The organism is Agromyces bauzanensis (assembly GCF_014645655.1).
Lineage (GTDB): Bacteria > Actinomycetota > Actinomycetes > Actinomycetales > Microbacteriaceae > Agromyces > Agromyces bauzanensis.
Genome location: NZ_BMMD01000005.1, coordinates 101384 through 124073 on the forward strand (window position 1 = coordinate 101384; position 22690 = coordinate 124073).

A 22690-nucleotide genomic window follows, 5' to 3' on the forward strand; every position below is an offset into this window, starting at 1 on the left:
GATGCGGCATCCGGCCCCGTCTCGACCACGCGGGCCGCGCGACGCTCAGCCCAGGCGCGCCTTGAGGTTGTCGGAGAGCGTGTGCAGGAACTCCTCGGTCGTCTGGTACGGCTGGTCGGGGCCCACGAGGAGCGCGAGGTCCTTCGTCATGGCGCCCGACTCGACCGTCGTGATGACGACGTCCTCGAGGGTGTGCGAGAACTCGATGAGCTCCTGGTTGCCGTCGAGCTTGCCACGGTGCGCGAGGCCGCGCGTCCACGCGTAGATCGAGGCGATGGGGTTCGTCGAGGTGGGCTTGCCCTGCTGGTACTGGCGGTAGTGGCGCGTGACGGTGCCGTGCGCCGCCTCGGCCTCGACGACCTTGCCGTCGGGCGTGGCGAGCACGCTCGTCATGAGGCCGAGCGAGCCGAAGCCCTGCGCGATGGTGTCGGACTGCACGTCGCCGTCGTAGTTCTTGCACGCCCAGACGTAGCCGCCCTCCCACTTGAGGCTCGCAGCGACCATGTCGTCGATGAGGCGGTGCTCGTAGGTCAGGCCCGCGGCGTCGAACCGCTCCTTGAACTCGGTGTCGAAGATCTCCTGGAAGATGTCCTTGAACCGGCCGTCGTACACCTTGAGGATGGTGTTCTTCGTCGAGAGGTAGACGGGGTAGTTGCGGTCGAGGCCGTAGTTCAGCGAGGCCCGCGCGAAGTCGCGGATCGAGTCGTCGAGGTTGTACATGCCCATCGCGACGCCCGAGCCCGGCGCCTGGAACACCTCGAACGACTGCGGCTCGGAGCCGTCCTTCGGGGTGAAGGTCATGGTGAGGGTGCCCTCGCCCTCGAAGCGGAAGTCGGTGGCGCGGTACTGGTCGCCGAACGCGTGACGGCCGACGATGATCGGCTTGTTCCAGCCGGGCACGAGCCGCGGGATGTTCGAGATGATGATCGGCTCGCGGAAGATGACGCCGCCGAGGATGTTGCGGATGGTGCCGTTCGGCGAACGCCACATCTTCTTGAGCCCGAACTCCTCGACGCGTGCCTCGTCGGGCGTGATGGTGGCGCACTTGACGCCGACGCCGTGCTTCTGGATGGCGTGCGCCGCGTCGATCGTGATCTGGTCGTCGGTCTCGTCGCGCTTCTGGATCGAGAGGTCGTAGTACTCGAGGTTCACGTCGAGGTACGGGCGGATGAGCTGATCCTTGATGGCCTGCCAGATGATCCGCGTCATCTCGTCGCCGTCGAGTTCGACGACCGTGCCTTCAACCGTGATCTTGGACAAGACGATGTCTCCTTGGGTTTCTCGAGGGGGAAATCAGAAGTCTTCGGGGGCGGTGCGACACGCCGTCGTACAGCTTAGCGCTTCGCACGAATATCTCGACATCGAGACAAATGGACGCGGTCGGCGAGGCCTGCGCGACACCGTCGGACCCCATGCTGCAGCGATCGCGGAGGGATCCGGGGACTCCGCTACCGACTGCAGCGGGCGACGGGTTAGCCTTGGCAGCATGGCTGAGCTGAGACTTGAAGAACTGTCCGCGTCGAACATCGTCGCGGCGAACTCACTCTCACTGAAGCCGGGGCAGGAACAGTTCATCGCCCCCGTGACCTACGCCGCAGAGACCGCGGTGGTGAACCCCGCGAACGCCTGGCAGCGCGTCGCCCGCATGGGCGACCAGGTCGTCGGCTTCATCCACGGCAACTTCGACCCCGAGAACGAGCACGAGGAGTTCCGGGCCTGCATCTGGCGCATCAATGTCGATGCCGAGGTGCAGGGCAAGGGCGTCGGCCGCTTCCTCGCAACCGCCCTCGCCGAGGAGGCGAAGCGCCGCGGCTTCGACCGCATCACGGTGCTGTGGGAGCCCGGCGAGGAGGGCCCCGAGGCGTTCTTCCACCGCATCGGGTTCGTCGACGTCGGCGAGAGCGCCTACGGCGACGTGATCGGCGCGCTCGAGCTCTGACCCCGGGGCATCCGACGTGCCGGCCCGGCCTGCAGGACGCCGCCCCGAGACGGCCGAAGGCTTCGTCGCGGCGGTGCTCGCCATGGTCGCCGACATCCCGGCCGGACGCGTGGCCACCTACGGCGACGTCGCCGCGCTGCTCGGCTCGCGCGGCGCGCGTGCCGTCGGCCAGGTCATGGCCAGGTACGGGTCGGATGTCCCGTGGTGGCGCGTCGTCCGCGCGGGCGGCCGGCCCCCGTCGGGGCATGCGGCGAGCGCGCGACCGCACTACGAGGCCGAGGGCGTGCAGCTCCGCCCGTCCGACGACGCCGACGGCTACCGCATCGACCTCGCCGCGAGCCGCTGGCGTCCCTGATTCAGTGTTCGATGAGCGGCCCGCCGAGCGGGATGTGCACCGTCAGGGTGGTGCCAGCGCCCGGCGGGCTCTCCACCTCGATCGTCCCGTCGACCGCGTCGACGCGGTCGGAGATGCCGACCATCCCGGTTCCGGCGTCGAGACGGGCCCCACCCCTGCCGTTGTCTCGCACGACGAGCTCGAGCCGATCGCCGTCGACGATGTGCGCACGCACCCACGCCCGCGTCGCGGCGGAGTGCTTGGCGATGTTCGCGAGCGCCTCGGCGAGCACGAAGTAGGCGGTCGACTCGATGAGCTCGGGCAGCCGTCCCTCGGCCTGCACGTCGACGACGACGGGCACCGGGCAGCGTCCGGCCAGCTCGGGCACGGCGAGTGCGAGGCCGCCCGACGAGAGCAGGCTCGGGTGGATGCCGTGCGCGAGCTCGCGGAGTTCCTTGAGCGACTGGTTCAGCATCGTGATCGAGTCCCCGAGCTCGGTTGCGAGCCGCTCCTCCCCCGCGCCGCGCGCCGCGTTCGCGGCGAGCCGCAGCCGCATCCCGAGCGACACGAGGTGCTGCTGCGCGCCGTCGTGGAGGTCGCGCTCGATGCGGCGACGGGCCTCGTCGCCCGCCTCGACGATGCGCTGGCGAGACTGGCGCACCTGCTCGAGCGTGCGTTCGATCTCCGAGCGCAGCCGTCCGTTGTCGACCGAGAGGCGGAGGGCGCTCGAGACGCCGTCGAGCAGGCGCATGTTGTCGGTGAGCACCCGGTCGTGCCGGATGAGCGCGATGGGCGTGCCGAGGGGCGAGGCGACCGGCAGGATGCTGTGGCTGCCTCGCGAATCGGCGTCGACCTCGTCGATCGGCGTGCCCGCGGCATCCACGTACCGGCCGCGCTCCTCGTCCCACCAGTAGACACGCACCGAGGCGTCGCGAAGCGTGCGGGCGAGCGACTCCGCCCACAGCCCCCGATCGGCGCCCTCACGGGTGATGCGCATGAGGTCGGCGACGCGGGCGCGCATGTTCCGCGCGTGTGCGACGCCGGCGTCGAAGCTCACGGGGATCGAGGCCATCGCGATGAGCGACACGGTGTTCAGCACGGTGTTCGCCGTCGACGACGCCGCGTAGTTCACGGCCTGCGCCGCGAGGGTGGTCGCCCAGGCGAAGAGGGCGAGCGGCATGAGGAACGCGACCGTGCGCGCGGGCACGCTCGCCCGGACCCAGCGCACGAGCAGGCGCCCCGCGATGGCGAGCGCCAGCGCGCCGCCGACAACGCGATAGCCGATATCGATGAGGGCGAACAGTGCCGGGGCGTCCGCGATCCGGTAGGGGTTCGGCACGACGCACTCGCAGGCGACGGCCTGCGGGGATGCCAGCAGGAGCACTGCGAGGAGGTTGACGATCGACGTGACGACGGCGATGCCCGCGATCCAGCGGTCGAAGCGGTCGCCAAGGAAGCCCTTCGGGTAGACCATCACGAGGACGCCCGCGATCACCCCCCAGCCGAGGTCCACCCCGCGCACGAGCGGCCACAGCCAGTCGATGCCGCCGATCACGTGGTAGATCGACTGCGGGATCCACAGCACCACGAACGCCACCATGAGGCGCGGTGGCGCCCGAGTGGGTCCGATGCGCCACGCGATGCCCGCGCAGGCGGCGAACACGAGCGGCACGATCGCGTGCAGCGTCGTGTACGACACCTCGGGCCGCTCGGCCTCGGGAGTCGCCATGAAGCCAGCGATCTCCATCCACAGGCTGAGCGCGACGACGAACGTGATGACGGCGGTGCGCCTGACGATCCGGCCTCTGCGGCCGGGAGCCATCACCGCTCGCCGAGGAGCGTGAGCACGGCGAGCACACGACGGTGGTGCTCGGGCGACTCCTCGAGGTCGAGCTTCTGCAGGATGCTGCGCACGTGCGTCTCGACCGTCTTCAGGCCGAGGAACAGCGTCTGGGCGATGCCGCCGTTCGAGTAGCCCTGCGCCATGAGCTCGAGCACCGAGCGCTCGCGCTCGGTGAGGCGCGAGAGCGGATCGTCGGCGCGTGTGCGCTTCACGAGCTGCTCGACGACCTCGGGATCCACCACCGAGCCGCCCGACGCGACCGTCTCGACGGCGCGCACCAGCGTCTGCGGCTCCGACACGCGCTCCTTGAGCAGGTAGCCCGTGCCGCTGCCCGCGCCCATGACGCGCAGTGCGTACTCGGGCGTCGCGTACATGGACAGGAGCAGTACGCCGATGGTCGATCCACCCGAGCGGATCGTCTCGAGCGCGGTGATCCCCTCGTCGCGGTAGCTGGGCGGCATGCGGATGTCGAGGACGGCGGCGTCGATGCCGCCGGCGCGCACGACCTCGAGGAGCTCGTCTCCCGTGCCGACCGAGCCGACGACCTCGATGCCACCGCCCTCAAGCACCTTGGCGATGCCCTCGCGCAGCAGCAGTGCGTCATCCGCGATCGCGACGCGCAGGGTTCGGGCGTCGTTCATCGCACCTCCGTCCGCAGGCAGGCGTCGCCTCCGGGGGTCACCACCCGCCTCTGGCGACTGTACCGCGAGCGCTCTCCGGCCGTGCGACCCAGTTCTGGGGACAACCGCGCACACGAGATGCGCGGATCGTGCCACGCTTGGGGTACCGTGCGTCTTTCCCCCGCCGCGCGGCATCCGAGGCGCCGATGGACCCGCGCCGACCGAATCAGGAGCACCATGGTCAACAGTGACGCGCCCGAAGCCGCAACCGCACGCATCACCGGGTCGACGCGTCACGTCCGCGTCATCGTCGTCGGTCCCGGCGAGCGCGTCGAGCAGGTCGCGGCACGCCACCGGGGTGCGATGCCGTCCTTCAACCGCACCCTCCGCGTCGCGCTCGCGATGCGGGGTGGCGTGAGCCTCGCGGTATGGATCGGGGGCGCCGTCGCCGAACTCGACCTGCTCCGTCGCATCCGCCTCTACGACGCCGGCGGCGAGACCCTGGCGTTCGTTCCCGAGACCCCGGCCACCCCGCTAACGCCACCGGTGATCGCGCGCCTGCGGGCGTATGCCGAGATGCTCGACGCCGCCGGGTACGACCGGGTCGAGTTCGACCTGCTCGCGGGCGCGAGCGCGGGCGGCCTCAACGCCGTCGTCTACGCCGTGGCCCAACGGGCGGGCACCGGGCTCGAGCGCCTCCTCGACACGTGGAGCCGGGTCGGCGGCTTCTGGGGCCTGCTGCACCCGCCAGGGGCGCGGCGCATCCTCGCGCTCATGCGGGGCGAGGACTACTTCCGCGCCCGCACGTTCGAGGCGCTCTGCGAGATCTACGAGACCGACGACCGGCACCCCGACCTCGTCTCCGAGTTCACGAGCGTCGATCTCTCCGCCACGGTCATCGACGCGAGCGACGAGTTCGAAGAGGACGTCAACGAGGGACGCGGGCACTTCCGCTTCGTCGGCAGCGACGAGCACCGCTTCGACAACCGGATCCCGACTCGCGCCGAAGACCTCGACGAGGCGGAGCGGCTCGACGACCTCGCGAATCTCTCCCGGCTCGCGCTCGCCGCCCGGTCGACGTCGTCGCTCCCCGGCGGGTTCGAGCCGGCCCACGTCGATTCGTTCGGCGGCGAGGCCGGCGTGCCTGAGGAGGCCGAGGAACGCGGCATGCGGTTCGCCTTCGCGGCCCACCGCGAGGAGCCAGGCACGCCCTATCGCATCGTCGACGGCTCCGTCTTCGACAACGTCCCGATCGACCGGGCCCTTCGGGCCGCGCGTTCGCGTGCGTCCGACCGACGGGCCGACCGGGTCATGCTCTTCCTCGACCCCGAGCCCGACGCGCCCGTCGGCGGCGCGGTCGCGTGGGACGAGCACGCATCGCGCTTCTTCCGCGCGATCGGCGCGATGCTCTCGCGGCAGCTGCGACGGGAGTCGGTCGCGCGCGAGGTGGCCGAGCTCGCGCGCTTCAACGCCGAGCGGCTGGTCGCCGCCGCCCGGTTCGACAGCGCGGCGCCGCTGATCGCGTCGGCGGCCTGGTCGCACCCCGCCGTCACCGAACGCCAGGAGGCCTACGTCCGGGCGCTGGGCTCGAACCTCGCCGATCACCTCGCCGACACCCTGTCGGCGCCGAGCGTGTGGCAACTGCAGTCGACGCTGCCGACCCGCCGGCGCTACCGGCCCATCGAGCGGATCGCGCTCGCGGGGCTCAGCGCGGCCTGCGAACGTCGCTTCGCGGAGCTGTCGTCGTCGGATTCCCTGGCGATGGCCCGCTCCCCCCTCGCACTCGCCGACGCCGCCAACTGCGTGCTCGGCTGGACGCGCGCACTCGAGTCGCTGCCCGAAGACGAGGGCTCGCGCCGCGGGATGGCCTTCCCCGAGGTGCGCCGCACGGCCTACGACGCGCTGTCGGCGGCGCTCAGGTGGCGCGATGAACTGACCGCCGCGGTCCTGCGCAGCTCCGACCGCGTGGCCCGGAGCGGCATCGCGCCCACCGCCGCCGACTTCGACGAGTGGATCGACGAGTGGCTCCGCGCCTCGGCCCGTATCCGCACCTCCGCGCAGTGGCGCGACCTCGACATGGCGGTCGCGCGCCTGCGCATCTCGAGCTCCGGGGCCGAGCGCGACGCCCGCGCCTCGCGCCGCTCACTGCCGACCGCATGGACGGGCTCGGCCTGGCGTCCGCTCGCGAGCGCGCCCGGATCGCTCTCGGCGGCCGACCTCGCGCCGCTGTACCACGCGAGCGGCATCCCGGCCGCCCTCTCGCACGTGCGGTACTGGGCGATCGGGGTCGACGAGGAGCCCGACGATCCCGCGAGCTTCCGCACGCTCGCGGTCGACCGCTGGTACACGACGCTGGGGCGCGCGATGCGACGGCCGCGGGCCACGGCCGACGACATCGCCGCGACCGTCAACGCGGCATCCGACCGCGTGGTCCTCGATCGGCAGACGAAGCTCGCGGGCTACGGGTTCGGCAACTTCCTCGGATTCCTCGCGCGCGACTGGCGCGTGAACGACTGGTGGTGGGGCCGCCTCGACGCCGCGGCGGGACTCACCCGGTTCTTCACGTCCCTCGCGCCCGACGCCGTGCGCACCGGCTCAGCGATCCGCCTGCTGCAGGACGCCGTGCTCGAGGAGGCGGACGAGCCCGCCGTCGCGGACCGCGGGCTCTCCCCGCTCGAGCCGGCGTCCACGTCCACCCCGGCCGACCCCGAGGCGCAGCGGGCGGCGCGGCGCGTGCGCCTCCGCGCCGGCACCGACACGATCGCGAACCTGTCGCCCTCGTATCGGTTCGCGATCGCCTCGCGCACCGTTCGGCTCCTCGACCGGGTGGTCGTGCACCCCGTGAACCGAGGCCTCAGCGCGCTCGCCGGCGCGGCCCTGGCGCTCCTGCGGCCGGTGCTCGTCGCCCTCCCGACGGTCGCCGACCCACCTCGCCTCGCCCTCGTCGCGGGCCTTGTGGCTGCCGTGGCCTGGCTCCTCACGTGGTCGCCGATCAGGCCGCCGAGCGCCGGGTGGATCGCGGGCACCGCGATCATCACGCTCGGCCTCGCCGCCATGATCGTCGTGGGCGTCTGGTCGACCCGCAGACGGTGGGCGGACGTCGCGCAGGCGCTCGACGTGCCGCTCGACGGGTTCGCGCGCACCGCGGCCGATCGTGCGTGGGCGCCGACGTTGCGCCTCACCGTCCTCACTCTGGCGAGCCTCATCCCGCTCGTCGTGGCGCTGCTGCAGACCAACGTGCTGCTCGTGCTGCTCTGCCTGGGCGTCACGGGCGTACTCATGGCCATCACCCTGCGGGTCGCATCGTCGGCGCAACGCGCTCGGATCCCGGGCCGCGACCTGCGCACCGGCCTCATGATCGGGGTGTTCGGGGTGTTCGGCGGGCTGCTGCCGCTCGTGCAGCTCATCTTCGCGACGCAGATCGGGTGGCTCGCGCCGCCGCCGTCGTGGAACCCCTGGGTGCTCGCGGCCGGTGCCGCGGCGGTCACCATCGTGCTCACGGCCGACTGGTTGCGCATCGGGAGTTCACCCCGCGCGATCGCGCTCACGCGCGGCGTCAACTGGATCACCGTGACGCTGTTCTCGGTCGCGGCCGGACTCGCCGGGTACGCCCTCGCGTGGGTGCTCACGGCGGGTGTCGTGCCCCTGATCGCCGAGAACCTCCGCGCGGCGGTGTTCATCCTCGCGTGGGCCAACGCGCTCTGGTGGCTGCCCGAGCTCGCCAAGGCGACACCCGACATCGAGGACCGCGTGGAGCGCGCGCGACTCGCCGCCGCCGATCTCGTGGCGACCGAACGCGCCGCGGACGCGCACGCCGGGGACGCGCTCGCCGGGGACGTCGCGCGCGACGCCTGACCCACATGGACCGTCATCATCCGCACGCGATGGCGCCGGCGAGGCTGGCTCGCAGCCAGTCGCGATACCGAGGCGCCGTCCGCTCGTGCACCTCGACGAACCAGTCGGCGAGCATGTCCAGCAGCGCCTCGGCGTCGACCGCCTGCCCCGAGCGCTCCGCGAGGAACTCCGGCACGCTTCGAGGCGCCTCGGGGCCCTGCGCGTGGGCGTCCAGCACCGCCGACAGGATGTCGGCCTTGGAGCCGACCACGTTGTAGATGGTCTGCACGGCGACGTCCGCTTCGCGAGCGATCGCCGCGATGGAGGTTGCGACGTACCCGTTCTCGCGGGGGCAGCCTGTCGGCAGCGGCGACGACGACGCCGCGCGACAGCGCCGACTGGGCCAGTCGGAGCGTCGTCGAGGCCCGGTCGGCCCGTCGCTGCGGCGTGGCAGCTGCAGCAACGAGGTCGTCCGAGCGTGGTCCTCGAGGCCCGCGCGCGTCGGGAAGATCTGGCGGGACCGATGGGACTCGCTCCGGCTCTTCACGCCCGCGCGCCACAGTGCCCTGCCCGGCGCACCCCACCCTTCGGGAGAACTGTTCCTCGGCAAGGACGCCTTCGCCGACCACCTCGAATCGAACGCGGAGCGCTTCGGCCTCCCCGTCCGCACAGGGGTTCGGGTGCAATCGGTCCTCACTGAGGGTCTTGGAGCGGGTCGTCACCACGACCGACGGCACCGTCCGGGCAAGGCACGTCGTCGTCGCGTCCGGACCGAACGCACTGCCGAAGGTGCCTCTGCTGGCCACCGCGACCGCACCATGCATCAGCTGCATTCGCACGACTACCGGCGGCCCGATCAGGTTCCCGCAGGTGACGTCCTGATCGTGGGCGCGGCGACCTCCGGGCTGGAGATCGCGCTGGAACCCGCTGCGACGCACCGGGTGTCGCCATCATGGCCGACGCCGTCGTGCCGGCCTGATCGGCACGGCACGGCGAAGTCGGATGCCGCGACCGCGCGTCACACGAGCGAGTCGCGCCAGGCCGCGTGCAGCTTCGCGAACCGCCCCGAGCCGCCGATCAGCTCGGCGGGCGAGCCGTCCTCGACGATGCGGCCGTGCTCCATGACGAGCACCCGGTCGGCGATCGCGACCGTCGACAGCCGGTGCGCGATGATGATCGCAGTCCGGTCGGCGAGCAGGGACTGCAGCCCCTCCTGCACGAGGCGCTCGCTCGGGATGTCGAGCGAGCTCGTCGCCTCGTCGAGGATGAGCACGGCCGGGTCCGCGAGGAACGCGCGCGCGAACGAGATGAGCTGCCGCTGACCCGCGCTCACGCGACCTCCGCGCTTGTTCACGTCGGTGTCGTAGCCGTTCGGCAGGCTCTCGATGAACTCATGCGCGCCCACGGCCCTCGCGGCCGCGACGATCTCCTCGAACGACGCATCGGGCTTGCCGAGCGCGATGTTGTCGGCGACCGACCCCGAGAAGAGGTACGCCTCCTGCGTGACCATGACGATGGCGCGACGCAGGTCCTTCGGGTGCAGCCGTCGCAGGTCGACGCCGTCGAGCTCGACCACCCCGTCGCTCGGGTCGTAGAACCGGGCGATGAGCTTGGCGAGCGTCGACTTGCCCGCGCCGGTGGAGCCCACCAGCGCGATCGTCTGGCCCGCCGGCACGTCGAGGTCGAAGCGCGGCAGCACCACGCGGTCGGGCGTGTACGCGAACTCGACGCCCTCGAACCGCACCCGGCCACGCGCCGTCCACAGGTCCACCGGGTGGATGGGATCGGGCACGCTGGGCTCCTCTTCGAGCACGCCCGAGATCTTCTCGAGCGCGGATGCCGCCGACTGGTACCCGTTGTAGAACATCGCCATGTCCTCCATCGGGTCGAAGAACCGCTTCGTGTACAGCAGCGCCGCGAGCAGCACGCCGATGGCGAGCTGGCCGTCGACGACCCGGAAGCCGCCGACCACGAGCACGGCTGCCACGCACGCGTTGCCGATGAGGAGCAAGCCGGGGTCGTAGATGCCGAAGAGCTGGATCACCTTGGCGTTGATGTCGCGATAGTCCTCGACGAGGTCGCCGAACTCCCGCTCGTTGCGCTTCTCGGTGCGGAACGCCTGCACCGCGCGAATGCCGGTCATGGTCTCGACGAAGTGCACGATGAGCTTCGCGGACGCCACGCGCGAGCGCCGGAACAGCCGCTGTGAGCGGGTCTGGAACCAGCGCGTGAGCACCACGAGCGGCACGAGCGCGACGACGAGCACGAGCGCCGACATCCAGTCGAGCAGCGCCAGCGCGATCCCGGTGAACGACATGTACAGCGCGCCGCGCACGAGCTGGTTGATGCCCTCGTCGAGGAGCTCCCGGATCGCGTCGAGATCGCTCGTCTGCCGCGAGATGATGCGGCCCGACGTGTACGACTCGTGGAACTCGAGCGAGAGCTTCTGCGTGTGCAGGAATACGCGGGTTCGCAGGTCGAGCAGCACGGCCTGGCTGATCCTCGCCGAGAGGCGGATGTACCACGCGATGAGGAACGCGCCAGCGGCGCCCGTGAGGAGGTACGCGACACCCGCGAAGCCCACCGGCATCCAGTCGCCGTCGATCAGGGCCGGCAGGCCCCGGTCGATGCCGTACGCGATGAGCGCGGGCCCGGCGACCTGCGCGCCCGTGGACACGATGACGATCGCCATCGTGAGCCACAGCCGCGCCCGGACGGGTCGCAGCAACGACCCGAGCAGCCGGAGCGAGCGCTGCCGGATGTGCCGGGACTCGGCCTTGGTGAAGTCGTGGCGTTCCTCGCCCTCGACGCCCGTGACGGTGCTCATCGGGTCGCCTCCTCTCGTGCGATGGATTCGATGTCGGATGCCTCGGCCTGCTCGCGCCGCTCCTCGTCCTCGAGGCTCGAGATGACGAAGCGGTAGTGCTCGGACTCGCGCAGCAGCTCGGAGTGCGTGCCGACGGCCGTGATGCGGCCGTCCTCGAGGAGGGCGACCCGGTCGGCGAGCATGACCGTCGACGGCCGGTGCGCCACGATGAGCGCGGTCGTCGCCGCGAGCACGTCGCGCAGCTCGGCCTCGACCCTCGCCTCGGTGGCGACATCGAGCGCCGACAGCGGGTCGTCGAGCACGAGCACCGACGGGGATGCGGCGACCGCGCGGGCGAGCGCGAGGCGCTGGCGTTGTCCGCCCGACAGGCTCATGCCCTCCTCGCCGACGGTCGTGTCGACGCCGTTCGGGAGGTCGCGGACGAATCCCGCCTGGGCGATGCGGAGCGCCTCGTCGAGCACCCGCTCGGCCTCGGCTCGGATCGCCGGGTCGTCGCCCGCCAGGTCGGGACGGCCGAGCAGCACGTTGTCGCGCACCGAGGCGCTGAACAGCGTCGCGTCCTCGAACGCCATGGCGATGTGCCGGCGCAGCTCCTCGCGCGTCAGCGCGCGGATGTCGACGCCGTCGAGCGTGATCGAGCCGCCCGTGACGTCGTACAGCCGAGTCGTGAGCGCCGTGAGCGTGGTCTTGCCGCTGCCGGTGAGTCCGACGAGCGCCATCGTCTCGCCCGGCTCGAGCGCGAGCTCGACGCCGTCGAGGAGGTCGCCGAACCGTTCGGGCGAGTCCTGGTAGCGGAACCGCACGTCGGTGAAGACGAGCTCGCCGCGCGGGCGATCGATCGAGACCGGCCGCGCCGGGTCGGTGATCTGGTTCTCGCTGTCGAGGATGTCGAAGAACCGGTCGGTCGCCGTGCGCGCATCCACCGAGAACGCGAGCAGGAACCCGATCGACTCGATGGGCCAGGCGAGCACGGTCGCGGTCGCGAAGAACGCGACGAGCTGGCCGACGGTGAGCACGCCCTGCGACGCGAGCCACACGCCGAGCACCAGGCACGCGGCGAGCGCCACGGTCGGCACCGCGAGGAGCCACGCCCAGATGCCGGCGTCGAGCCGCGCCTTCTCGATCTCGGTCGAGCGCAGCGACTCGGCCTGTGCGCGGAAGCTCGAGAGTGCGTGCTTGCCGCGGCCGAACGCCTTCAGCACCCGGATGCCGTGCACCGACTCCTCCACGGTCGTGGCGAGGTCGCCCGCCTGGTCCTGGCTGCGCCGGGACACCTCGGAGTAGCGGCCCTCGAAGTGATAGCCGACGATCCAGAGCGGAATGGAGCAGACGAGGAACACGACGCCCAGCAGCCAGTTCATCGAGACCAGGATGACGAGGCCGACGACGATCACGATGAGGTTCACGACGAGCAGCACGAGTCCGAACGACAGCCAGCGGCGGATGAGGCCGAGGTCGCTCACCGCGCGCGAGAGCAGCTGGCCGCTCGGCCACCGGTCGTGGAAGCTCACGGGAAGGTCCTGCAGCCGGGCGTACAGCGCATTGCGCATGCGGGCCTCGACGCGCGTGCCGGGCGTGAGCACGAACCAGCGCCGGAGGGCGATCATGCCGGCCTCGAGCGCTCCGAGGCCGAGCACGAGCGCCGCCAGCGGCCAGATCGCACCGGCGTCGCGGTCGGCGAGCGGACCGTCGACGATCGACTGCAGCACCTGCGGGATCGCGAGGGCGATGAGCTGGGCGATGAGGGCCGCGACCATGCCGGCGATGATGAACGGCACGGCGGGACCCGCGTACTCGCGCAGCCGGAGCAGCGCGCGCACGGTTCCCGTGCGTGCCGGGGCGGGGTCGGGGTGGAGCGGGGTGGCAGACAAGCCGGTTCCCTTTCGAGATCGAGAGCGCCGAGGCGTCGTCGAACGACGTGGAAATCGGCGAGATGAGGTGAGCGGGCGCGAGTCGACGGCGCCGGAGCGCGGACGGACCGCGGAATCGGGGCAGGCTGCGCCTGGCGGGCCGGGAGCTACCCGGCGTGCGCCTCGACGGGGGACGCCGGACGAGCAGCGCCGCGGCCCGTGACCTGGCGGGCGAAGCTGTCTGTCTGCATGGTGTCCTCCTGCGGATCGTCTGCTTACCTCATGGCCCCGGGACGCGGCGGCCAGCCCTCCAGACTAGGGGAGAACGGCCGTGGCGTGCAAGGGCACCGCAGCGATAGGCTGTGCGGATTCGTCGCCGCGCGGACGGTCCCGCCTGCTCCACTGCCCGCCGTCGCGCGCGCCCCCGGACCGGCGAGCGAGGAGAGCGAGTGGGAGCGGCGAGCTGGTCGCCGTGGTCGGCGCGTCGGGCTCGGGCAACCTCCTGCCGTACCTCACCGCCGCCGAGAACATCGCGCTCGCGATGAACGTGGCGGGCACCCGCCGCGGCGCGGCGCGGCCACGAGGCATCCGCCCTCACGCTCGAGGTGCGCCCGGGCGAGCTGCTCGTCGGGACGGGGCCGTCGGGCGCCGGCAAGACGACGCCCCTGAACCTCCTCGGGGCGCTCGACCGGCCCACGTCGGGGCGCGTCATGCTGGGCGACGACGAGCTGTCGTCACTCGGCGGGGACGCGCTCGCGGCCGTGCGTCGCGGAGTCGCTCGACCTCGTCGGCCTGCTGGTCAGCTCGACACGCGGCACCGCGACGACCGTCATGGACCTCATCGGCGACCTCGTGCACGCGCGCGGCGTCGCGGCGGTCGTGACGACCCACGAACCGGCGCTCGTCACGCGCGCCGACCGCGTGCTCGAGCTGTACGACGGGCGCGCGCTCAGCGCACTCGCACCGACAGGCACGTGACGCACCCCTCGAGCTTCTCGAACTCGCCGATGTCGACCGTGACCACGCGGTAGCCGAGGCCGGAGAGCATCGACGCCGTCTCAGGGGCGGCCGACGACATGAGCAGCGATTCCCACGAGAGCTCGACCACGGCGACGCCCTCGGGCTCGGGCACGGGCAGGAACCTCGGGAACAGGCTCGGCACGTCCACGAGCGCCGGGTCGCCGATGATGGTGCCGTCGGGCAGTGCCGTCACCGTGCTCTTCAGGTGCAGCGCCTTCGTCACGGGCACCGCGACGACCGAGTAGCCGTGCGGCGTGAGCAGCTGCCGCAGCTGTCGGATGCCCTCGGCGTTGGTGCGGCTCGATGCGCCGACGTATACGGTCGAGCCGACCTTCAGCACGTCGCCGCCGTCGAGGGTGCCCGGGAGCTCGATGCGTCGCACCGCGATGCCGGGCACCGACCGAACGGCGCGTTCGACGGTCTCGATCTCGGGCCGACGCGACTCGGCCCCTGGGCTCGCGATGACGGCGAGGTCGCCGAAGAACACCACCGCGTCCTCCACGAACACCGAGTCGGCGAGCTCGGGGGCCGCGTCGACCTCGACGGTCTCCCAGCCCTCGGCCACGAGCGCCGCGCAGTAGTTGTCCCACTGCTCGTCGGCGCGCGCCTTGTCGACCGGCGTGCGCTCGAGGTGGGTCAGCTCGCCCTCGTCGAGGTTCGATGCGGGAATGCGCACGAGGGCGATGCGGCGCGGGGGGCGCCGCGGCGAGTAGCCGAGGATGCCGCGCAGCACCCGCGGGGCCAGGAACACCTCCGCACCGATGACCGCGAGGATGAAGACGAGGTTCAGGCTCACGAGCGAGCCGACCACGAAGAGGAAGATCGCGCCCGAGAACGGGTCGCCCGCGGCGCTGGCGGTCACCGTGGTCGCGAGGAGGGCGGCGAGGCATCCGGAGGCGAACCCGCTGATGAGCGCGAGGAACCAGGCCCGGGTCGCGCCCACGGCGTTCGCGACCGAGAGCAGCACCCACACGATGAGCGCGGCGAGCGCGAAGTGCCCGAAGAGCTGGCTGAAGATCTGCGGCGACTGGCCGTTGCCGATGAAGAACGCGAACACCGCGACGAGCATCGCGGTGACCGCGACGACGGCCGCGGACGCGACCACCGCCAGCGCCCGCCGCCCCGGCGTCGGGGCCGGCGTGAACCGGGCCGGGGCGGGCGGGGGCGCGGCGGCGGGGGACGTCATGGCACGAGCCTATCGGCCGGTGCCGGACCGTCAGCGGGCGGCGTCGAGGCGCTCGCGGGCGATGCGTTCGGCGGCGGCGAGCGTCGTCGTGCCGTGCTCCTCGGCAGAGCGGAGCACGGATGCCACGGTGTCGCCGATGCCCGCGATCCGGGCGTCGAGCGCAGCCTGGTCGGCGCCCGGCATGCCGGCCACGTCGAGGTAGATGACACCGCCGGCGTTCACCACGAAGTCGGGCGCCCACACGATGCGCCGCTCGGTGAGATGCCCCGCGACGTCACGCGACGCGAGCTGGTTGTTGGCGGCGCCGACCACGGCGCGCACGCGCAGCGCGTCGACGACGTCGTGGGTGAGGACGCCGCCGAGCCCGCACGGCACGAACACGTCGGCCTCGACGAGGTGCGCCTCCTCGGGCTCGACCCAGATCGCGCCGAGCTCGTCGGCGAGTGCGCGCTTGGCGCCCGCGACATCCGTCACCGTGAGCCGGGCACCGGCTGCGGCGAGGCTCCGGGCGAGGCGTCCGCCGACCTGTCCGAGGCCGGCGACGACGAAGTGGCGACCCGACACGCCGGCGGAGCCGAACACGTGCCCGAGGGTCGCGAGGATTGACGCGTACACGCCGGCGGCCGTGGCATCCGCGGGCTCGCCGACGCCGCCCTGCTCGGCGGGAAGGCCGCACACGTGCTCGGTGCGCTCGTGCACGACGGCCATGAGCTCGGCGCTCGTGCCGACGTCCTCGGCGGTCATGTACGCGCCGCCGAGGGACTCGACGGCGTCGCCGAGGTCGAGCATCGCGTCGCGCGTGGCCCGCTCGTCGAGGCTGACGCCCCGGGGAATCGCGATGACGGACTTGCCGCCGCCGCGCGCGAGCCCCGCCGCGGCGTTCTTCATGGTCATCGCCTGCGAGAGGCGCAGCGCGTCCGCGAGGGCGTCGGTCCAGTGACCGTACCGCCACAGGCGTGCGCCGCCGAGGGCCTGGCCGAGCCTCGTCGAGTGCACGGCCACGATGATGGTGAGTCCGGATCGGGGGCCGCGGGTGATGAGCACACGCTCGTGCTCGGGGGCCTCCGTCGGGAGTGCTGCGCTGACCTCGGCCGCTGGGGTCGCCGGGGCGTGGGTGATCGTCATCGATCGTTCTCCTTGTTCATCCGCTTCGTGGGCGGAGCTGTGTGGGCGCCTTCTGAGCGCCGCTCACCTCAAGAGTACCGCCGGTGATGCGGGCGCGCCGCCCCCTTGCGCCGGTGGTCGAGTAGCGACGCAGGAGGGTGTCGAGACCCGATACGGCGCTGGCGCGCCTCCTCGATCACCGCATCCGTCCTCAGTGGAAGAAGTGCCGCTCGCCCGTGAAGTACATCGTGATGCCGGCCGCGCGGGCCGCTTCGACGACCTCCTCGTCGCGCACCGATCCGCCGGGCTGCACGACCGCGCGCACGCCGCCGTCGATGAGCATCTGCAGCCCGTCGGCGAACGGGAAGAAGGCGTCGGATGCCGAGACCGCCCCCGCGGCCCGCTCCCCCGCCCGCTCGACCGCGAGCCTGCACGAGTCGACGCGGTTCACCTGTCCCATGCCGACGCCGACGGAGGCGCCGCCCGAGGCCAGGAGGATCGCGTTCGACTTCACCGCGCGCACCGCCCGCCACGCGAACTCGAGGTCGGCCAGGGTCGCCGCGTCGGCAGGCTCGCCGGTCACGAGCGTCCACTCGGATGCGGGCGCGAAGTGCCGGTCGGCCTGCTGCATGAGCAGCCCGCCGGAGACCTGCCGGATCTCCACCTCGGTGGGCGCGAAGCCCTCGGGGAGCGTGAGCAGGCGGATGTTCTTCTTCGCCGTGAGGAGCTCGACCGCCTCGGCGTCGAACGCGGGCGCCACGAGCACCTCGGTGAAGATCTCGGCGACCGTCTCGGCCATGGCCCGGGTCACCGGGCGGTTCGCGGCGATCACGCCCCCGAACGCCGACACCGGGTCGCACTCGTGCGCGCGGCGGTGGGCGTCGGCGATGGGGTCGGATGCTCCGGGCGACGCGATGGCGATGCCGCACGGGTTGGCGTGCTTGATGATCGCGACGGCCGGCTCGTCGAAGTCGAACGCGGCCCGCACCGCGGCATCCGCGTCGACGTAGTTGTTGTACGACATCTCCTTGCCGTGCAGCTGCACGGCCTGCGCGATGCCGGGCCGGATGCCCTCCGAGGCGAAGAGAGCCGCCGCCTGGTGCGAGTTCTCGCCGTAGCGGAGATCGGCCTGCTTCGTCCACGTGCCGGCGACCCACGCCGGGAACGGCGACTCGTCGGCCGCCTGGTCGGGCGCGACGACGCTGCCCAGCCACGACGCCACCGCGACGTCGTAGGCGGCCGTATGCCGGAACGCCTCACGGGCGAGCGCCTTGCGCTGCGCGAGCGTCGTGCCGCCCGCGGCGAGGGCGCCCATGATGTCGTCGTAGCCGTCGGGCGAGACGACGATCGCGACGTTCGCGTGGTTCTTCGCCGAGGCGCGCACCATGGCCGGACCGCCGATGTCGATCTGCTCGACGGCGTCGAACTCGGATGCCCCGGCCGCGACGGTCGCGGCGAACGGGTAGAGGTTCACGACCACGAGCTCGAACGGCTCTATGTCGAGGTCGGCGAGCTCGCGCTCGTGGTGCTCGAGGCGCAGGTCGGCGAGGAGCCCGGCATGCACCGAGGGGTGCAGCGTCTTCACCCGCCCGTCGAGCATCTCGCGGGCGCCCGTGACGCTCGCGACATCCGTCACCGGGAAGCCCGCGTCGCGGATGGTCTGCGCCGTCGAACCCGTGGAGACGATCTCGGCGCCCGCCTCGGCGAGCGCCGCCGCGAGCTCGGGGATGCGCCGCTTGTCGCTCACCGAGAGGAGTGCCCGGCGCACCGGCACGAGGTCGCGTTCGCGGTAGAGGCTCGGGTCGTGCGTGGGGCCGCTCATGATCGGCTCAGCTCCTTGAGGTCGAGGTGGGAGTTGGCGATGTCGAGCACGGCCTGGATGAGCAGGCGCCGCTCGACGGGTTTGATGCGGTCGTGCAGGGCCTGTTCGGTGTCGCCCGGCAGCACCGGCACGCGCTCCTGCGCGATGATGGGACCCCCGTCGACGGAGTTGTCGACGATGATCAGGCTGGCGCCGGTCTGGTCGACGCCCGCGGCGAGTGCGTCACGCACGCCGTGGGGGCCCGGGAACTCGGGCAGGTACGCGGGGTGCGTGTTGATGAGCTGCGGCGAGAACGCATCGACCACCGCCGGCGGCACGAGCCGCATGAGCCCCGAAAGGATGACGAGGTCGGGCTGCCACTGCCGCACCTGCTCGATGAGGGCCTCGCCCCACGCCTCGCGATCGGGGTACGCCGTGAACGGCACGATGAAGGTGGGGATGCCGTACTCCTCGCCGAGTGCGAGGCCGTCGGCCTCGCGGTCTGCGCCGATGGCCACCACGCGGCCGGGGAACTCGGCGTCCTCCGAGGCTTCGAGCAGGACGCGGAGGTTGGATCCCGTGCCCGAGATCAGCACGACGAGTTGCAGCACCATCCGAGCCTACCCGGTGGCGATCGCCGCGTTTCGCGGCGGCCGCGCCGCGGAATGCGGACGGGCGAGGATGCCGCTACGGGGCGTCGCGGCGGCGGTCGGCGCCCCAGGTGAACTCGCGGTGCGCGGGCTCGGGTTCGTCGTCGCGGTCCGCGGTGTCGGGTCGGGCGCCGCGGGGCAGGGGATCCGGCGCGAGCTCGGGTGCGGGTTCGGATCCGGCGTCGCGGTACGTGCGCCAGCCGTCGGCGGTGCCGGCCGGCCGCGCGCGGAGACCGGATCGCGCGTACGCGGCGTACCCGCCGACGATGGCACCGAGCCCGACGGTCGCGGCGGCGACGCCCGCGACCGCCAGCGGCTCGGGGCCGACTTCGGCGAGGCGCCCGGGCCCCACCGCGCCGCCTGACCACCACGCGAGCAGGCCCAGCACGATCGCCGCGACCGCCGCCGAACCGAGGCCGCCGGCGAGCGGCACCCACCACGGCAACCGATCGCCGCCGCGGGCGACGACCGGCTCGATCGACACGAGCCACGCGCCCACGAAGGCCAGGAGCACGGGCACGACGAGCCAGAGGGTGCCGAGCGGGGGCGCGCCCGAGGGCAGCGCGCCGAGGAGCGGGAACCCGGGGACGGGGCCGAGCAGCGTGCCGCTCGAGGAGACGAGCGAGCCGGAGCCGATCGCGAACCCGGGACCGAGCAGCCACGACGCTGCCCAGATGACGACGTTCGGCAGCAGCGCCAGCTCGGCGACAGTGAGCGCCAGGCCGCCGTCGATGCCCGCGCCGAGGGTCTGGTAGAGCCCTGCGATCGTCGCGTAGTCGAACGCGATGAGCACCGCGACGAGCGCGCCGGCGAGCGCGAGCACGCCGAACGCGGCGCCCGCGCCGACGCGCGCCGCTCCTCGGGCCCCCGCGACGAGGGCCGGTGGAAGGGTCGTGAGCGCGCGGCGGACGAGGCCGGTCGCGGCATCCGTCGCCGACGCCTCGCGCAACGCCTCGCCGACGGCGCCGATGATCACGCCCAGCGCCATCACGGAGGCGGGCAGCAGCGCGCCCTGCCAGGGGTCGGTGCGCGCGGCGCCGGTGGCCGAGAGGAGCGCCAGCCCGAAGCCCGCGAGGCCGAACACGAGGATCGCCGCGATGCCGCCCGAGAAGGAGTGGCCACCCGCGGCCGAGCGCCGTCCGATGCGCATCCCGCTCGTCACCGAGAGCAGTGCGAATCCGAGCAGTGCGATGGTGATCGGGAACGGGTCGCCGGCGCCCGGGAGCGCGATGCGCGCGGCAGCGATCGGGTCGAGCTGCACCGTGAGATCGACGCCGTGGCCGACGAGCCACACGTCGGCGGCGGCACGCAGGAACACCGAGAAGTCCACCCCGAGCCCGAAGTGCACCGCCCACAGCACCACCAGCGGCACGAACGCGACGCCGAACCCGACGAGCGCCATGACGAATGCCTCGAGGGCGGCCAGCAGGGCGATCGTCGTGCGTCTCATTCCGACGTCGAGCGTATCCCGGAGTGCGGCCGTCAGCCGCCGCGACGTGCAGGTTCGGGCGCACTCGCGGCCGGGTCGGTCGCGACGACGGGAGACTCAGCCGGCGGGACCCCCTCGACGTCGAGCACGGGCGGTTCGGCCACGACCTCGTCGGCGGGTCGCCGGAGGAGTTCGACGAGCGCCACGACGAGCAAGGCGATCACCACGGTCCAGACGACGAAGGACCCGGTCACCGGGCGGTTGAACAGGATGACCACCGACGCCACGACGGCGATGACGACATAGGCGGCCACGCGCCACCGATCGAGCGCGAGGCCGAACGCGCCGGTGGTGACGCCCTGCCTCGCGGCGGCGCGACGGACGCTCGAGAAGCCGGCGTGCGCGAAGCGGCGCGTGGCGCGTGCCGGGCGCCACGGGCCGGAGAGCCACGCGATGACCGCCACGAACAGGGCGAGTACGAGAAGCGCCAGGATCGTCGAGAGCATGAGTTGCACGAGGCCGTCGTAGAGTGCTCCGGCAGCATCCGCCGGCATGATCGAGGGGCTCACCGCGCCGAGGAAGAAGGCGCGACCGATTCCGACACCACTCGCGAGGATCAGCATCGAGAGGGCGAAACCGCCGGCGGTCCACGCGAGCGCCGCCGCCCTTCGCTTCGCGATGAGCACGCCCGCCGCCAGCAGCGCGAGCGTGAGCCACGGCAGCCACGTGCCGACGGCGACCGCGAGCGTGTACACGGTCTGCACGAGCACGAAGGCGTCGTTCTGGGCCACGACGATGCTGCGGTCGATGACGGGGATGGCCGAGGCGAACCCCACGCCCTGCTCTTCGAGCCGATCCTTCACCGCCTCGATGATCGGGCCGAGCTGCACGGAGATTGTTCCCTCGCTGCCGATCGCGAGGGCCGCGTCGGGGTCGCCCTGCATGGCCGCCACGAACTGGCGATGGGTCACCCGAAGGGCCGTCGCCCAGATGTCGGCGAAGGCGTCCGACTCGACGACCCGGTCGACCACGCCCGAGACGAGCGACTGGAGCCCCTGGGTGGCCGGAGCCTCGAGGAGCCCGAGCGCCTGTTCGGCACGCGGCGGCAGGTCGAGCTGGCGGAGTCCGTCGAACACGTCGGCGGTGAGCCCCGGGATGTCGACCTGCTCCTCGATCGCCGCGGTCACCTGGTCGCCGATGTACGCCTGCACCGCCGGGTCCTCGGCGAGCGGTGCGAACGTGGCGACGAACCGCTCGGTGTCGACGAGCTCGAGCCTCGCCCACGCGCTGATCACCGCGACGGGCGCGAGCAGCAGGCCGATGACGACCAGCACGACGGCTACCGCCGTGCGGCCCCAGCCGCGTCCGGGTTTCGCCGTGACGGATGCCGCAGCCACTCCCTGCGACTCGAACACCTCCTCCTCGGCGCCTTGAGCGCGCGCCCGGAGCGCCGCGTTCTCGGCCTCGAGCTCGGCGATGCGTTCCTGCAGTTCGGTACTCGACTCCCCAGCCATGATGCCCCCCTTTGGGTAGACCATATCGTCGCCGGGCGCCTCATGTCAGTGCACGAAGGACTTGAGCAGGATCATCGCGACGCCGAACGCCGCCGTGCCGGCCGCGCCGGCCAGGCGGATGGGCCACGGCGAGCCCCGACGCGCGAACGCGATCCAACCCAGCACGGCGAGCACTGCGACGCCCGCCCAGAGCGCCGCCCAGATGGCGTAGATATCGGGAATGGCCCGCGTGGCCCCGAGGAGCAGGATGAACAGCGGGATGGCGGACGACGCGAGCAGGCCCAGGGACCGTCGGAATGCCGACCGGAACGCTACGCCGAGGCCCTCCATGTGCTCGTCGTCGAGGCCGTGGCGGGCGACGGTGCCCGCGTAGACGTGCGCGGCCCAGAACACCACGACCGTGACGAGCACGGTCCAGAACACCCGCCAGGCGGTGTCGCCGTGCCCTCCGGACACGACGATCATGCCGGAGACGAGGATGATGCCGTACACCGACTCCTCGGTCACGAACGTCGTGCGCATCAGCTCGCTCCTGAACGAGGGCTGTGCTCGCCGCGGCTGATCGACCGCTCCTCGGGGATCCGGCGACGACTCGGCCATGTCTCCAGCCTCTCACGCATGGGCCATGAATGACCCCCGTTCTGGAGCATGAGCAATGCTCGGATTCGCTCGACGCCCACTCGGGCGCGGGTGTACGCTGCGGGCTAGCGTGAGACTCCCTGGGGGGAGGATGCCGCCG

17 protein-coding genes and 1 pseudogene are annotated in these 22690 nt (G+C 72.2%); 5 read left to right on the top strand and 13 right to left on the bottom strand.

Translation table 11 applies throughout. From position 1 onward, the window contains the following. Window positions 1-45: 45 nt before the first annotated feature. Entirely contained in the window at window positions 46-1260 is a 1215-nt protein-coding gene (locus IEX31_RS06260) for an NADP-dependent isocitrate dehydrogenase (RefSeq protein WP_188742584.1), read from the bottom strand. A 226-nt stretch (window positions 1261-1486) separates the two neighbouring features. On the opposite strand from IEX31_RS06260, the gene IEX31_RS06265 reads away from it, so the two are divergent. Continuing rightward, window positions 1487-1939, top strand: a complete 453-nt coding sequence (locus tag IEX31_RS06265; RefSeq protein WP_188742585.1) for a GNAT family N-acetyltransferase — start codon at window positions 1487-1489, stop codon at window positions 1937-1939. Between the two features lie 16 nt (window positions 1940-1955). Then, window positions 1956-2294 carry an MGMT family protein gene (locus tag IEX31_RS06270; protein WP_268236954.1) on the top strand — a complete coding sequence of 113 codons (339 nt, stop codon included), beginning with the start codon at window positions 1956-1958 and terminating at the stop codon, window positions 2292-2294. A 1-nt stretch (window position 2295) separates the two neighbouring features. On the opposite strand, the gene IEX31_RS06275 is transcribed toward IEX31_RS06270, so the two are convergent. After that, window positions 2296-4095 carry a sensor histidine kinase gene (locus tag IEX31_RS06275; protein ID WP_188742586.1) on the bottom strand — a complete coding sequence of 600 codons (1800 nt, stop codon included), beginning with the start codon at window positions 4093-4095 and terminating at the stop codon, window positions 2296-2298. Then, window positions 4095-4757 carry a response regulator transcription factor gene (locus tag IEX31_RS06280; protein WP_188742587.1) on the bottom strand — a complete coding sequence of 221 codons (663 nt, stop codon included), beginning with the start codon at window positions 4755-4757 and terminating at the stop codon, window positions 4095-4097. Before IEX31_RS06280 ends, IEX31_RS06275 begins: the two co-directional genes overlap by 1 nt. Before the next feature lie 216 nt (window positions 4758-4973). Here IEX31_RS06280 and IEX31_RS06285 point away from each other — a divergent pair, with 216 nt between their 5' ends. Next, window positions 4974-8591, top strand: a complete 3618-nt coding sequence (locus tag IEX31_RS06285; RefSeq protein WP_188742588.1) for a DUF3376 domain-containing protein — start codon at window positions 4974-4976, stop codon at window positions 8589-8591. Window positions 8592-8607: 16 nt separating this feature from the next. On the opposite strand, the gene IEX31_RS19245 is transcribed toward IEX31_RS06285, so the two are convergent. The 3 genes from IEX31_RS19245 to IEX31_RS06300 form a co-directional block, all read right to left on the bottom strand. After that, a complete protein-coding gene (locus IEX31_RS19245; RefSeq protein ID WP_308423479.1) occupies window positions 8608-9267 on the bottom strand; it encodes a TetR/AcrR family transcriptional regulator in 660 nt (219 codons plus the stop codon). 321 nt (window positions 9268-9588) lie between these two features. Then, a complete protein-coding gene (locus tag IEX31_RS06295; protein WP_188742590.1) occupies window positions 9589-11397 on the bottom strand; it encodes an ABC transporter ATP-binding protein in 1809 nt (602 codons plus the stop codon). Beyond that, window positions 11394-13268, bottom strand: a complete 1875-nt coding sequence (locus IEX31_RS06300) for an ABC transporter ATP-binding protein (protein WP_229662149.1) — start codon at window positions 13266-13268, stop codon at window positions 11394-11396. Before IEX31_RS06300 ends, IEX31_RS06295 begins: the two co-directional genes overlap by 4 nt. A gap of 584 nt (window positions 13269-13852) precedes the next feature. Between IEX31_RS06300 and IEX31_RS18770 the strand changes: the two are divergent. Both IEX31_RS18770 and IEX31_RS18775 read left to right on the top strand, forming a co-directional pair. Beyond that, window positions 13853-13966: pseudogene (locus tag IEX31_RS18770) on the top strand (ATP-binding cassette domain-containing protein); the annotation flags it as partial. Between the two features lie 112 nt (window positions 13967-14078). Then, entirely contained in the window at window positions 14079-14225 is a 147-nt protein-coding gene (locus tag IEX31_RS18775; RefSeq protein ID WP_229662156.1) for a hypothetical protein, read from the top strand. On the opposite strand, the gene ddaH is transcribed toward IEX31_RS18775, so the two are convergent. The 7 genes from ddaH to IEX31_RS06340 all read right to left on the bottom strand — a co-directional run bounded on the left by ddaH (window position 14197) and on the right by IEX31_RS06340 (window position 22473). After that, window positions 14197-15453: a dimethylargininase gene (gene ddaH / locus IEX31_RS19435; protein WP_308423480.1), complete on the bottom strand. Its 1257-nt coding sequence runs from the start codon at window positions 15451-15453 to the stop codon at window positions 14197-14199. The two genes, IEX31_RS18775 and ddaH, sit on opposite strands and share 29 nt — an antisense overlap. Before the next feature lie 30 nt (window positions 15454-15483). After that, window positions 15484-16578, bottom strand: coding sequence for a Glu/Leu/Phe/Val dehydrogenase family protein (locus IEX31_RS06315; RefSeq protein WP_188742591.1), 1095 nt, complete (start codon window positions 16576-16578; stop codon window positions 15484-15486). Window positions 16579-16768: 190 nt separating this feature from the next. Beyond that, the gene (gene purH, locus IEX31_RS06320) at window positions 16769-18379 is read right to left on the bottom strand and encodes a bifunctional phosphoribosylaminoimidazolecarboxamide formyltransferase/IMP cyclohydrolase (RefSeq protein ID WP_188742592.1); all 1611 of its coding nucleotides are present in this window, start codon (window positions 18377-18379) and stop codon (window positions 16769-16771) included. Beyond that, window positions 18376-18969: a phosphoribosylglycinamide formyltransferase gene (gene purN / locus IEX31_RS06325; RefSeq protein ID WP_188742593.1), complete on the bottom strand. Its 594-nt coding sequence runs from the start codon at window positions 18967-18969 to the stop codon at window positions 18376-18378. Before purN ends, purH begins: the two co-directional genes overlap by 4 nt. Window positions 18970-19045: 76 nt before the next feature. After that, window positions 19046-20458: a cell division protein PerM gene (locus IEX31_RS06330; protein ID WP_188742594.1), complete on the bottom strand. Its 1413-nt coding sequence runs from the start codon at window positions 20456-20458 to the stop codon at window positions 19046-19048. A gap of 32 nt (window positions 20459-20490) precedes the next feature. Further along, window positions 20491-21951, bottom strand: a complete 1461-nt coding sequence (locus IEX31_RS06335; protein WP_188742595.1) for a hypothetical protein — start codon at window positions 21949-21951, stop codon at window positions 20491-20493. Window positions 21952-21996: 45 nt separating this feature from the next. Next, entirely contained in the window at window positions 21997-22473 is a 477-nt protein-coding gene (locus IEX31_RS06340) for a hypothetical protein (protein ID WP_188742596.1), read from the bottom strand. Window positions 22474-22690: the final 217 nt, after the last annotated feature.